This window comes from Stenotrophomonas sp. 28608_Sma, from assembly GCF_056486185.1.
On record NZ_CM151308.1, the window covers coordinates 3,116,123 to 3,129,347 of the forward strand.

Here is a 13,225-nt window from a genome sequence, read left to right on the forward strand (position 1 = left end):
TCAGTCTTCCTTGGTCGGTGGGCAACGTGGGAACCTGCTACAGGAGTGGAACACCTCCTTGGTCGCACGATTGACGCGCTCCACCAGCACGCCCTGACCACACACCGGGCAGGCTTCCGCAGGCTCCCCTTCCGTCCTTACGATTTCCACGCCGTGATCTGCCTGGAGCTCCACCAGGAACTGGGAAGGTTGGTGCTGGGTGGTGTAAACCACTACCGAACGCTTCGCACGGGTGAGGGCCACGTAGAACAGTCGTCGCTCTTCGCCGAACTCGAACATCTCCGGCTCGGGCATGGCCAGTTGGAGAATGGGATCGTCCTGGACCTGGCTGGGGAAGCCCAGGGTGTCTTGCACCACGTTGAGCAATGCCACGAAATCGGCTTCCAGCCCCTTGGCCCGGTGGATGGTTAGGAACCGGAGGTCGATCTTGTCCCCGAACCGCTGACGCCACGCTTCCAGCTCCTTGGGTTTGTCGTTTCTGTAGCGCCCCAGAACGAGCATGGAGCGCAGCGGCTTCCCGTCGGTAGGCTCCGGCAGTTTGTCGTAGAGAGACTGGATGTTGGACTTCAAACGTCCGGGGATGTCTTCCACAGTTGGCAGCGCAACCACGCTCACCCGGGGGCCCTTCAATGGGTTTCTGGTGAAGACCTTCTTGACCAACTGCATCGGGTTCCTGGACACGAACTCCGACGTGAGATCGCACAACGACTGCGGGCACCGAAACGTCTGGGAAAGGTGTCGGATGGCGGCATGGGGGTGGGACATCTGGAACCCCGACATGATCGCCAAGTCGGCGCCGGCGAACCGATAGATGCTCTGCCAGTCATCGCCTACTGCCGTGAACTGCGCACCGCTGGCGTCAACGATCGCCTGGAGCAGCCTCATTCGTGCGCGGGAAGTGTCCTGGAACTCGTCGGCCAAGACCATTTTGACGCCGCAGGGAAAACGGCCAGCAACGATGTGGTCGGCGGACTGGTTGAGCATGTCGTCGAAGTCCACCAGCCCCTCCGCGGCCAAACGGTCTTCCCAGCGCAGGGCAACGGCCTCGTAGAGGTCGAGGAACAACTCCATGCGCGGCACGAAGGCGCCCGGCAATGTGCCGATGCGTTCACGGGCCTGCTCGACCGTCTGCCGCGAGCCCTTCATGTGCTGCTGGAACACGCGCATGACTTTCGCGATGGCTTGTGGCGACACCGGGTCATTGTCCGGAGGGACGCGGTCAGGATCGAACACCAGGTCGATGCCCCTGGACTTGAACAGGTCCTTGAGCGCGGCCAGGGCGGCCCCGGTGCGCAGACCATGGGCGGTGGTTTCGAACAGCCGGGTGCCCTGGTCGCGGTGGAGTTGCCGCTTCCAATGCACGCCCTCCAGGTAATCCTTGAAGGCTGGAGGCGCCTCGCCCTTGGCGTTGAGCGCGAAGTGTTCGTGGAAGACGTCGATGTCGGGGTAGTAGAAGTCGGGGCGGTATTGCCGCTTGGTGGCCGTGCGGGTGTCGTGGGGATACGGTTCTTCGTAGCGGTAGTTCACGCCGTGGAGGAACAACCAGTCCGCGATCAGGCGCTCCGATTTGCTCTTGACGATCTCCCCGCGCAGCGTGCGAAAGCCACGCTTTCGCTGGCTCTCCGGGTCGTAGTCCTCCGGCTCTTCTCGCGCGTCCCACCGCCCCACGTCCTTGAAGTAGAGCAATCGGAAGAGATCCCACTGCGCCGCGAACGTCGGATTCTCGGCACAAAGTTCATCGACCAAGTGGCCGATGAAAGCCTCGTCCTTGCCATTGCTCAACCAAGGCGCCGGGGTGGGCATTTTCCCCGTCGCCGCGCCGATGACTTCCAGTCCGAACGCATGGAAGGTCTTGGCAGCGATGCGATCAGCCCCATCGAGGTGGCCCAACCGCTTGGCGATGCGCTGACGCAACTCCTCTGCCGCGTCGGCGTTGAACGCCAACAGCAGGATGTCTTCCGGCGCGCACAATCCCTGTTCCAGCGCGTAGCCAGCCTTGGCCACGATGGTGGAGGACTTGCCCGAGCCCGCGGCGGCCACGACCAGCAGCTCGTCGTCCATGCAGACCACTGCCTTGGCCTGCTCCTCGGTCAGGGGGTTGGACTCCACCCGCTCGAAGAACGAGCGTTTGGCCTCCATCTGGTGCGCCTCAAAAGCGGCGTTGTGCGCCGCTACTGAGGCTTCAAGCCATGCTTCCGCGGACGGCTGATATTCGGGCGGGGCAACATCTCGCCATGCGCGAGCCGGCCACTGGGGAACCATGCTCCCCTTCAACATCGCTGCCGCCGTTCGACGGCCGATCCAGCCTCGGCTCTCCAACTGATTTCTCAACGCGCTTGACCAGCGCTGGAGCGCCCTATCGAAGACTTGGCGATTGTGCCGCTCTACCGTTTGGTCCACGTAGGACGATGGCGTGATTCCCAGCAAGGGAAAGCTTGAGTTGAATCGCTCCCTCGCTGGACTCAACTGGGGGTGGTTGAACAGCGCCCCCCATGTCGGGAGTCCAGCAATGATGGGGGAAGGAATGCTGTCCCTAACCTTCTCTACGGTGGCCGGCTCAATAAAGCCATCCGTCTCCAGGCGCCGATTAAGTCCGCGCTGCCATTCGTTGAGTGCCTTCTGTCCCCTTAGGGCGTGCGCGGCGATGCTCTCTGGAACATGCTGGTCGAGAAAGCGTTTTAGCTCCTCCGCTTGGTCCGGCTTTAAGCCGCCGAGCAGTTGATCTCTTCGCTCCCCTGAAATGACGAACTTACACTCCCCCGTGGCGGGAAATGCATTCTTCCGGCGGTAGGCGAACGCCTGTAAGAGAACAAGTGACCCCTTGAAAGGGACGTGCCCGCGGGCAGAGAGGGTAAATGTTTCTCCATCCGACGAGAACAACCAGTCGTCCCCCTTGAACAGGGCACTTCGCAATCGCGATGGCTTCCATGTCGGCATGCTTACCCTTACTAGCTGAATTCACCCATGAAGCGGGCACTCAGCGGCGCTGCTTCCGCCACTCCCAAGGCGGAACAAAGTCATCTCGCCACATTCCTGCCCGCGTGGCCTCTGCATGTTGCTCGGCCGCCACGTAATCCGCGGAATATTGCCTGTAGGCCAACGCCCACCCGTTGCTCACCAACCATGCCTGCAAGTCGTCATTACCGACGAAACAACGGGCCAAGACCCGTTGGTATCGATCCGCGCCCTTTGGATGACAGGTCACTGGACGACCTGCAATCCAATCGCTAAGGGCCATGGCCGCTTCTTGGCCACAGGCCCAATCTTGCGATTCCGACCCACACCGTTGGTTGGCCTCGGGAGCATCAACGCCTTCCAAGCGGATCCGCGTGCCATGAATTTCCAACGTGTCAGCGTCAATAACCGAGCTGCGGCCCACCAGGATATTGGCTGCTGCCGGCAGAGAAGCGGGAGGCGCTGTATCCGATATTTCCGCGACCTCCGGAGGCGCCCGCCACCACTGCGATGCTTTCTTTAGGCCGGTAAGGGTGGCCGCAGCAAGAATCGCCACGGCAATCACTTGGACGAACCGTTTGGCATTGGAGTGAACAACGACCTTGCGGGTCATGGTTCAGCGCGAGAAGAGCACGAAAAAGACGACTGCAATGACGACCAATCCCACGATCCAGACGGTGTTGTTGTTCTTCGTCACCTTGATCCGCGTTTCACCGCTGGCGGTCTTGTAAGAATTTTCCATCGTGAAATCCGAGCCGATAGCATTCAAATCCTTGGCAGTTTGGACATCTCGTTGCATTTCCACGGACGACGCGTTGAATCGGCGCACCGCATCGGCATCAGACTTATCCAGATCCAACTGCTCCTGCCCGGCCTTTAAGGCCAGCTCCTTGCGCTGCTCGGGTGTCAGCTGGTTGATCAAGTCCTGGCGGAATCGCCCACTCTCGGTGCTCAATCCCGTGCCGCTCTGCTTTTTCGTCAAATCGTTGCTCATTGTCATCCCAACCAATTCGTGAACTTCTTCCACATCGACACTTTCGGAATGGCGATGTGCACCTGGATGCTTCCCTGGGGCAATTCGATGGCGTGGGTCACCGCCGTCTGGTATTCGCCGAGCTGGGCGATGATCGCGTCCAGCCGCTGAAACTCCACTTTCAGATAGGCCAGCCGGCTCAACGATTCTTCGCGAATGGCCTCGGACATCAACGCCTCGGCTGCGGCAACGTCCCCGTTGGCCAACCATGAAACCCGGCCTTTCAAGCGATCGGAAAGGCTGGCGGTTTCCCCGTGCGCGACCACCTCTTCGATCGCGGGTCGCAAATCCTCCCTCCACCGCTCCTGGGTGGTGCGAACATGACGGGTCATGGGCCGGAAGTTCGCATTCCGAAGCTTCTTGACCAGATCGTAGCGCACCGAATACGGCAGCCGCGGTGGAAGCAGGTTGAGCAACCGCTCGGCCACCTCGCCGCTCATTCGGACCGCTCCCGATTGCCAGTTCGGGTAGGTCTTTCGGGCGTAAGCACCGGCCGACCCGCCGTAGTGGCTGGCGTATGCCTGGAACAACAATTCGAGCGAATAAGGATCCAGCGCCAGGAACAGGCGCTCCACATCCCGGTCGATGCCACCGAACGCCGTGGTCAGCTCCCTGCGCTGGGAGACGACATAGTTGCCGTAGCTGCTGTAGTGCCGCCTCCCGCGGCCCTTACGCCTTGCCATAGATTCCCCGATTTACCCCGCCGAAGGAGCATACCCGAGGCGGTCCAGTCCTGCGCGTGGAACCGCCCGCGACCGGCGCCACATCGGTTTCACGCCTTGCCCCACCCTCGCAGTGACAAGGGGTTGGGCCCGTTCAGCGAAATACTAAATGACGAGGGTCTGGAGGCGGAGCTAGCCTGTCTCCCCGGTGCGTCTCACCGGGTGATTCTGACTTGTAGAGACTTCCGCCATGCTCGACACCACGCTTCCGCCCGGTTACCTGGGCCCCGCCAACCTCCACGCGACTCCCCTGCCGCTGCTCCTGCTGCCGGTGCGGGCCACGTGTGGCTTCCCCTCGCCTGCTGAAGACTTCTACGGCTCGCAGGACGTGCTGGACATCAACCAGCGGGTCGTTCGAAACCCGGTGGCCACGTTCTACGTTGAAGCGGACACGGGCACGTCTATGGTCGAGTTCGGGATCTTCCCGGGCGACACCCTGGTGGTGGATCGCTCCCTGACCGCCCGCCATGGGGACATCGTCATGGTGTGTTGGGAAGGCGGCTTCACGGTCAAGCAATTGCGGCTGCGCGCCGGGCGCTACGAGCTCCATTCGGGCAATCCTGCCAACGCCCCCATCGTCGTCCCGGAGGACGTGGAGCTCGACGTGTGGGGCGTGGTGACCTGGTCTTTCCGCAAGCAATGGAGGCGCTGACATGGACGATGCAAGCCGCTGGAGCCAGCTCAAACCGATGGAAGGGCCCCGCTGGCCGATCCGGTGTGGCCATGCCTTCACCGCCGACGATCTGGCGCGCCTGCGCGAGGGCCTCTGGCCGCGCGACATGGACGACCGGTGGGCGGTGTGGCTGGACGGGGAAACGCTGCGCTGCTGGCGCTCCTGGACCGGCACCTGCATCTACGAAAGTCAGGTGACCCTGGCCGAGGACGGCACCGGCGTGGCGGTTGTCGTGGACGTGCTCGACGACGGGGACACCTACCGGCGGGCCGCCACCGATGAGGGCGAACTGGAACGGTTCGAGGGGGTGCTCTCCCAGGTGCGGCGCCGCGAAAACGACGGCGACGCACTGGCTGGGGTGTCGATCGTCCAAGAGGCGTGATGCGCCATTGGCACTCCATGGATCAGAGGGAACGTTGACGTGTTCGGCTTGGTGGACGGGAACAACTTCTACGCGTCTTGCGAGCGGGTTTTCAACCCGTCGTTGCGCGGCCAGCCGGTGTGCATCTTGTCTAACAACGACGGCTGCGCGATCGCCCGCAGCCAAGAGTGCAAGGATCTGGGCGTGAAGATGGGCCAGCCCATCCACGAGGTGCCGCCCCACATCCGGCGGCAGCTGCGAATCTTCTCGGCCAACTTCGGTCTCTACGGTGATCTGTCAGGTCGCGTGGTGTCGGTGCTGCGGGAGTGGTTCCCGCGCGTGGAGGTCTACTCCATTGACGAATCGTTCGTGACGTTCGACGGTGTGCCGGCGGAACAACGTGAGGCGATGGCCCGGCAAGCGCGTGCCCAGATCCTCCAATGGGTGGGCATTCCGTGTTGCGTGGGCATCGGTCCTACGAAGACGTTGGCAAAGCTCGCCAACAAGCTGGCCAAGAAGACGTCGCACGGGGTGGTCACCGCCCTCCCCGGTTCGCCCGAGCTGGAAACTTATCCGGTGGAAGACGTGTGGGGCGTGGGGCGCAAGCTCACGGCCAAGCTGGGCGCCGAAGGCATCCTCACCGCGGCCGACCTGGCCCGCGCCGATCCCGACACCCTGCGGGCCCGTTACGGGGTCACGCTGGCCCGAACCCAGCGGGAGCTGCAGGGGGTGGTGTGCAGCGACCTGGAGGAAGTGGAACCGGAGCGGCAGCAGATCGTTGTGTCGCGCTCTTTCGGCCAAGAGGTCACTTCGCTGGATGACCTCCAGCAAGCCGTGTCCACGTTCGCCCAGCGGGCGTGTGAAAAGCTGCGGTCGCGCTCGCTCCAGGCGAGTGGGGTGTGGGTGTGGCTCAACACCAACCCCTTCAAGCCCGGCGCGGCGCAGTATCACCCCAGCAAGGCCTTCAACTTCATCGGGCCGACGAGTGACACCCGCGAAGTGCTGTTGGTGGCGCAAGGGTTAGCCAACGCCATGTGGAAGGACGGCTACCGCTACAAGAAAGCCGGCGTGGGATTGCTCGACCTCACGCACGGCGACGTCCATCAGGGCGACCTGTTCGCCGGCATCGACCCCCGCTCGCAAGCGCTCATGAAGGTCATGGACCAGGCCAACGCGAAGTTCGGCCGGGGCACCATGGGCATGGCGTCCTCGGCTTGGCGATCGAAGGGGCCAGCGCTGGCCAAGCCCGTGTGGGCGATGAACCAGAAAAACTTGTCGCCGGCTTACACCACTCGCTGGGATCAACTTGTGCGGGTGCGGTAGCAACTCGCCAGACGACTAAAACGGGATCTCCAAGTCCTCGGCAGCAGCCGCTTCTTCTTGCTGCCGTGCGAGCTTCCACTTCTCCTCGCAGGCCTTGATGAAGCGCACCGTGCTGGCGACGTTGCTGGCGATCAGAAGTGCCTCGTCGTATGCCAGCACCGGATTGTCATGGGCCATCGTGTGGTTGTTCCGCACGTAGTCGTATTGACCGAAGATCGTGGTCGCGCCTTTCAGGATGTGCTCTGCCATCTGGGAAGTCAGAAGACCTTCTTCCTTGACGCGCTTCACGTAGGCGCCCATAAGGCCACCCAATGGCACCGACCGGTCCCTGGGGATGCCGTGCTCCTCGCAAAGCTTGCGAAGGAACTTGACCAGGAACGTATGTAGCCGATCCAAGCCTTGCTCTGGCTCGTTACGCTCGAAGCACTCCCTGGCGGCTTTAGCCACCTTCTGGAAGTCTTCTGTGTCGCCATCGATGGCCTCGATGTCCTCCACCGGCTTGGCTTGCGCCAGTCGCGCTGCAATGGCTTCGCAATCCCTGAAGAGTGCCTGCCGCTCCAATGCCGAATGCCCGGTGTCCCGGCAGTGCTCTAGCAGTCCGTGGATGACCCGCCCCACCAACGAGTCATCTTCTCTGGTCCAGAAGCTGCGCAGGTGGTTGGCTTTGGACGAGCCATTGCCACTGTATGCCCCGCCATAGATGTCTCGATTAACCTCCTCTTCGAAGAACCGAGCAAAAGAATTGTTCGAAAAATCGAGGACGTAACCACTGCTCATGCCGAACAGATCTTCAAGTTTCCGTTTCTCGCGAGGACTCAAACTGGACATGGGTGGCTTCGCAAGGCTCTAGGAAAGGTCCCGACGATTCGGCGAATGATCACCATGGGATATCGTCCTCCTCAACCGCCGACTCCGCATCAGCACCCTCTGCGGGGCTCATCATTTCAATAAGGCGCTCGCCTTGAGCCAGCAGATGGTCGTAGGTCATTACAGAGATGCCGTGGAGACGGCGATTGAGCCCATGAAGTGCACGCTGCTGTTCGTCGGTCCATCCGTGCGATCGGCCAATCACAATCGTGGCGCGGGGGTGATAGGCCACCACCTCTTTGTGGTCTAGAAGCCCATCTTTCGCAGCTTGGTGGAGGATGTCCAGATACCGGTGGCATTGGCCGATGGCCCGGGAAACGTCTGCCGAAAAGTAATAATTCTTGTGAGCGGCGTCGTAGAGCAGAACCTCTTTGTCCGGCCGTTTCAACTCAACGATGTCCCGATAGCCGGCGATCACGTTCGGCAACAACAGGTCAAGGTTGTCTCCAGTCGAAATGGCCCTGACTTCGTCACGGACCACATAGGCATTTCCGAACGCCCAACAGTGCTTCTCACACCAGGCCTGATAGGTCTGCTCCCCTGCCTCACCGCTTCCCAGATTGGAGCGCAGTTCGGCCACGGCTGATCGCATCTCGCTCAGACGGATTGACCCACGCAGCGCCGTGCTCAACTCATGCGTGAGTTCAGTGCTGGACAAATGGCCCAGCAACTCCGACTGCGACAGGACCTTTGTCAGGGCACCCACCAGTTCTTGAGGATCGTGGCCCGTCAGGTTGGCCTCGCCGTTGGCCACCCGAATTAAGATGAACTCACCTGTTTCCGACTGAGCGGCAAGGGGCAGATGTGTCTGTAGGTATTTGAGCAGCTGGAGGGACGAAGTTTCCGACAACGTGAGGGTCTTGGCCTTGTCCTCGATCCAAGGCTGATCCTTCGCCTTCACGAAACCTTCGAGCTTCAGCGAAAATGTGGTTCGACCATCGCTATGTGGAATGAACCAAGCCAGGGCGTGCAGCTTGCTCTTGCTGGTCTCATTGAGCACAACTGGTGGTGCGTAGTCCACCTTGCCACTGCTGGCCGTCTTCCTGACGACCTTCTGGACTTGTCCTGGCTTTTCCATATCGCCTCCCCGCTTAAGCCCCGATTGCCGCCTTCAACTGCTCGGTGACGCTGTTGCCCTTCTCGTCCTTCAGCTGGGCCATTAGGTAGATCCCCTTGCCCTTGCTCTTGGTCGCCCAGAGCTCGCCCACCATCCGCTTTTCCTTCTCGGTGTCGGATGAGTAACGGTCCCCGCCCTTGTATTCCACAACCAATAGGCGCCCGTCCTTGAGACGAGCGACGAAGTCCGGATAGGTGCGTTGCTTGGCCGTGGGCATCCAGAACTGGCTGCGATCCACCAAGTTGCGCACCCAGAACTCCACCTCGTCCAGCTGGTCGATGGCCTGGGCGCAGAGGAACTCCTCGCCCACCTTACCGCCAGCGGTCTTCCACTGAAGGTCGCCCACGAAGGGGTAGTAGTGCTTGCGGAACCGGTAGGTGCCGCCCTGGTAGTAGGAGTGCGCCGGATACAGGGTCATGTCCGCCGGGTAGGTGAACATCGCGTCGGGCTCGTCGCTGACCACGACCTCGGCGGCATCGCCGAACAGGGCCTGCTGGAAGCCGTCCTTCAGTGCCTCGACCTTGGCGAGCTGGAGCTGCTCACTCAGCTTGCGCCGGAGGACGAACTGGCCATTGAGCAGTTGCGATAGGGAGAAGCCCCGGTCCTGGGACAGACCGCTGATGGCCCGGCGCACCCACTCCCGCAACACGGGTTGCTTCACGGCTGGGTCGCGGATCTTCTGGTCCAACCACCCCACCAGGTCCGCCTCGGTCCGGTCCTTGGCAAAGCCCGGAAGGTAGGTGTTCACGTCGTCGTCGATCTTGGTGTAGGTGACCTTTTCATCCACCAGATCGACTTCGAAGGTCTGGCTGTCGGCGTTGAACTTGAGGCTGGACAGATCCGGCGGGTAAGCCAGCAGATCCCACATGAACCCGGGCGGCACCGCGCCGCTTTCGATGAACTCCAGTTCGCCCTGCTCCATGACGCAAAGGCGGGGAACACTGAAAACGGCCCCGTTCTGGCTGGGAGCCTTGACGGCCTTGGAAGCGATCTGGTGACGCTCGATGGTGGCCGCAACTTCCTCGCGTTCCTTTGCAGGGGCGGCCAGAGTGATCGCCTCCACCGTGGAATCATCCACCTCCCCCGTGATCTCGACCGTTCCGCCCTTGCCTTCCCCGTAGGGCACGAACACCACGTTGCCTTGGTCGCGCTCGGGCACGTTGGTCAGGTCCGGTGGCTTGCTGACCGCCACGGTCGTCTTGGGCGGTGTGGGGACAGGATTCGCTCCGCCTTGCAGGCCCAAGCCAGGCCCAGGTGTCGGTTCACGCTGGACGGCGCCCACGGCTTCCAACGGATTGAAGCCAATGTCAATGAGCGACTTGGTCAGCTCTGCCGCCGCCACGTTGAAGTGGGTGGTGGTGACGTGGGCGTAGGCCTTGTTCATGGCCTCCTGCTTGCGCCGGGTGGCATACGGCATCCGCAGCACACGGCCCAACAGCTGCTGGATGTCCTTGTCGCTCTTGACCTGGGCCACCGAGCAGAAGACGTAGGCGAACGAACAGTCCCAGCCCTCCTTGAGGGCCTGCTTGGTGATGATGACCTCGATGGGGCAGTCCTTGGCGAACAGGTCGACGCCGTCGATTTCCCGTTGGTCGCCGGTGGCGATGGCGATGGCATTCTCTGGGACTTTCTCGATATCGATGAGGTGCCGATTGACCTCTTCCACAGTGGCCGTTCCTTTGGCGTTCTCAGCCTGGATCAGCAGGATGGGGCGGATGTAGTCCGGCTGCTCATTAAGCGCGGTCTTGCCCAGCTCGTTGCGACGGGCTACAGCGCTGCCTACCGCCGCTTCCCATTGCCCCACATGCTCCTTGAGCACGACTGGGAACTTGATCATGTTGGCCACCTTCAGCTCGAAGGCACTGACGCTGACCAGCACGTTGCTCTTGCTAGCTTCCGGCGTGGCGGTCAACTCCACCACTAGCTTTGCACCCAGACGTTGGTAGACCTCGTAGGACAGCGGGGTGTTGGCGTTGTGCGCCTCGTCGGTGATGACCAACGGACCGTGAAGCTTAAGCAGGTTGGCGAACGAGGCGATGGCCTTGCCCGCTGCGTTCTGCTCCAGATAAGGCAGATCGGACACGCTTCCGGCGAAGTGTGTCTCCAAGTCCTCGTGATGCTCGTAGACCTTGCGGCCGTCCTGGTTCTCCACGCGAAGGGCAGCCATCGTGGAAATCACCACGCAAACCTTCGTGCCCAGATCGGCGGGGCGAATGTGAGTGAAGTCTTCGACATCGAACACCGCCACCTTGCCACCGAAAGCCTCATCAAGCTCCTGGCGGTAGGGGTGACGGGGATCCTTGAACGCTTCCAGCGTCTGGGTCTTGATCTGGGTGGTGGGCACCATCCACATGACCAGCGGATACGTCCGTTCCAGGTAAGTATCCCCTGCCGCTTGAATGATGTGCGCACCCATCACGGTCTTTCCACCACCCGTGGGTATGCGCAGGCACACGTAAGGGGTGGCTTCCATTCCCGGCATGGGCTTGTAGTTCGTGACCAGACCCGGATCCACGTTCCTCTCGAACGCAGATTCGGGACCACTCAACCGTGCGTCTTCCAAGAACTGAGCAAGGCTGGACAGGGCCCGCTGCTGATACACCTTCAGGGAGAGAGCCATCGTCAACGCGCCTTTATGTCATAGGGAGTCTGTTTGAAGGTGATCTGGAGCTCTTCCAGCTGCTCCTTCGGCAAGTCGCAGGACTCACCGTAAATCACCTTGGGTCCGTCGAACGGCTCCAGTCCTCGCAACACCCTTTTGGTCAGCACGTTGCCACCGGCCTTGCTTTCGTCGCCAAGGATTCCGTTGAACAGCAGGTAGTAGCCCACACCATGGTGCTCGCCCAGGAATGCCGTCTTGGGCGCACGGGTGGAGCGCGCGGCGCCGGTCTCAGCAAACCACACGTGTGCGGCCAAGTGTTCGAAGCGGATGCCCTCTCGGATGTGACCACTCTCATCGAACACGGGAACCCCCAACTTGTAGAAGCGGAAACCACCTCCCCCGTCCCAGCTGAGTTCTTTCGATACTCCGCCTTGTTCGCCGTCCACCACCTTCAAAAGCCTCGGCTGGCAGTGCGTGCGTGCGTGCTCACCCATCTCAATGCCGATCCACTGCCGGCCCATCTTGTGGGCCACTGCCGCCGTGGTGCCTGAACCTAAAAAACTATCCAGGACTAGATCGCCGGGCTTCGTCGCTATTTCCATAACACGCCGAATTAGCGCTTCTGGCTTGGGCGTTGAAAAGTGATCATCGCCAAATAGCGCAACCACTTCTTTTTTCGCGTCCTGCGTGTGACCGACCTCAGCATAAGGCCAAATAGTTTGCGGAACGCGCCCTTGCTTTACCTCAGACAGAAACCTTTTGATTGCCGGGACATTATTCCCACCCTTTCCCCACCAGATCCGGTTATCTGCATCCATCTCAGCCAGCTTGGCTTGCGAAACTCGCCAATACATACCATTCGGCGGACCCGGGATCACTCGACCCGATGGAGTGGTAATGGGATAGGTGCCAGCACCATAGAAATTACGTGCCGAAAGATCACCTGCCTTCCACGGCCCCCTAGGATCACCATCTTTATTAGTGTATGCCTTATCCTGCTTTTCCGTCCTCGGCATAGGATTCGGAAACCACTTTTCTGCATTCTTTGCGTAAATGAACACGTGGTCATGATCTACCGAGAAATGGCGTGCCGAGTTCTTCGGGGAATATATTTTGTTCCAAATTACATTCGCAATGAAGTTTTTCCGCTGAAATACTTCGTCAGCTATGACCTTGAAGTAGTGGGCTTCGTTGTCGTCCAGTGTGATCCAAATGGAGCCCTCTTCGGCCAAGAGATCCTTCAACAGTTCAAGGCGGGGATACATCATCGACAACCATTGAGAGTGTTCAATGTTATCGTCGTAGTGATCGCTGACCGCCGACTGGGTGTTGTAGGGCGGATCGATAAAGATGCATTTCACCTGACCTGCATAGTAAGGAAGCAGAGCCTTGAGCGCATCGAGGTTGTCCCCCTCGATGAGCATGTTCGGGGAATCTTCGTCCCCATAGGAAAGCTTGGCGACCGGCTCCAGCAACCGGTAAGGCGTCAAGGCGGCGCGAGTAAGGTCCGCATCGCGATTGAACCAAGAAAGCAGTGGCATCCAATGATCCCCTTAGACAGGCCCACAGTAT

General features: G+C 60.7%; 11 protein-coding genes. 3 read left to right on the forward strand and 8 right to left on the reverse strand.

What is annotated here, in order from left to right; all coding sequences use genetic code 11:
• From ACZLHH_RS14810 to ACZLHH_RS14825, 4 genes are all read right to left on the reverse strand, one after another.
• A complete protein-coding gene (locus ACZLHH_RS14810; RefSeq protein ID WP_049400616.1) occupies positions 1-2,913 on the reverse strand; it encodes a UvrD-helicase domain-containing protein in 2,913 nt (970 codons plus the stop codon).
• Between the two features lie 64 nt (positions 2,914-2,977).
• Positions 2,978-3,568 carry a thermonuclease family protein gene (locus tag ACZLHH_RS14815; RefSeq protein ID WP_080103076.1) on the reverse strand — a complete coding sequence of 197 codons (591 nt, stop codon included), beginning with the start codon at positions 3,566-3,568 and terminating at the stop codon, positions 2,978-2,980.
• A gap of 3 nt (positions 3,569-3,571) precedes the next feature.
• Positions 3,572-3,949 carry a hypothetical protein gene (locus ACZLHH_RS14820; protein ID WP_032971159.1) on the reverse strand — a complete coding sequence of 126 codons (378 nt, stop codon included), beginning with the start codon at positions 3,947-3,949 and terminating at the stop codon, positions 3,572-3,574.
• Positions 3,950-3,951: 2 nt separating this feature from the next.
• Positions 3,952-4,671, reverse strand: coding sequence for a hypothetical protein (locus ACZLHH_RS14825; RefSeq protein ID WP_049400617.1), 720 nt, complete (start codon positions 4,669-4,671; stop codon positions 3,952-3,954).
• Between the two features lie 229 nt (positions 4,672-4,900).
• Between ACZLHH_RS14825 and ACZLHH_RS14830 the strand changes: the two genes are divergently transcribed.
• Genes ACZLHH_RS14830 through ACZLHH_RS14840 form a run of 3 tightly spaced genes read left to right on the forward strand, consistent with a single transcriptional unit; the run spans position 4,901 to position 7,067 of the window.
• A complete protein-coding gene (locus ACZLHH_RS14830) occupies positions 4,901-5,362 on the forward strand; it encodes a LexA family protein (protein WP_006375705.1) in 462 nt (153 codons plus the stop codon).
• A 1-nt stretch (position 5,363) separates the two neighbouring features.
• Entirely contained in the window at positions 5,364-5,765 is a 402-nt protein-coding gene (locus tag ACZLHH_RS14835; RefSeq protein ID WP_006375707.1) for a hypothetical protein, read from the forward strand.
• Positions 5,766-5,804: 39 nt separating this feature from the next.
• Positions 5,805-7,067 carry a Y-family DNA polymerase gene (locus ACZLHH_RS14840; RefSeq protein WP_049400618.1) on the forward strand — a complete coding sequence of 421 codons (1,263 nt, stop codon included), beginning with the start codon at positions 5,805-5,807 and terminating at the stop codon, positions 7,065-7,067.
• A gap of 15 nt (positions 7,068-7,082) precedes the next feature.
• Here ACZLHH_RS14840 and ACZLHH_RS14845 read toward each other — a convergent pair whose 3' ends face one another.
• The 4 genes from ACZLHH_RS14845 to ACZLHH_RS14860 are packed head-to-tail and all read right to left on the reverse strand — an operon-like array spanning position 7,083 to position 13,194.
• Complete coding sequence (locus ACZLHH_RS14845; protein WP_006375711.1) at positions 7,083-7,895, reverse strand: abortive infection family protein; 813 nt, start codon at positions 7,893-7,895, stop codon at positions 7,083-7,085.
• 49 nt (positions 7,896-7,944) lie between these two features.
• The gene (locus ACZLHH_RS14850; protein WP_006375713.1) at positions 7,945-9,012 is read right to left on the reverse strand and encodes a Shedu anti-phage system protein SduA domain-containing protein; all 1,068 of its coding nucleotides are present in this window, start codon (positions 9,010-9,012) and stop codon (positions 7,945-7,947) included.
• Positions 9,013-9,025: 13 nt separating this feature from the next.
• A complete protein-coding gene (locus ACZLHH_RS14855; RefSeq protein ID WP_006375715.1) occupies positions 9,026-11,671 on the reverse strand; it encodes a DEAD/DEAH box helicase in 2,646 nt (881 codons plus the stop codon).
• A 2-nt stretch (positions 11,672-11,673) separates the two neighbouring features.
• Entirely contained in the window at positions 11,674-13,194 is a 1,521-nt protein-coding gene (locus ACZLHH_RS14860; RefSeq protein ID WP_006375717.1) for a site-specific DNA-methyltransferase, read from the reverse strand.
• Between the last annotated feature and the right edge of the window lie 31 nt (positions 13,195-13,225).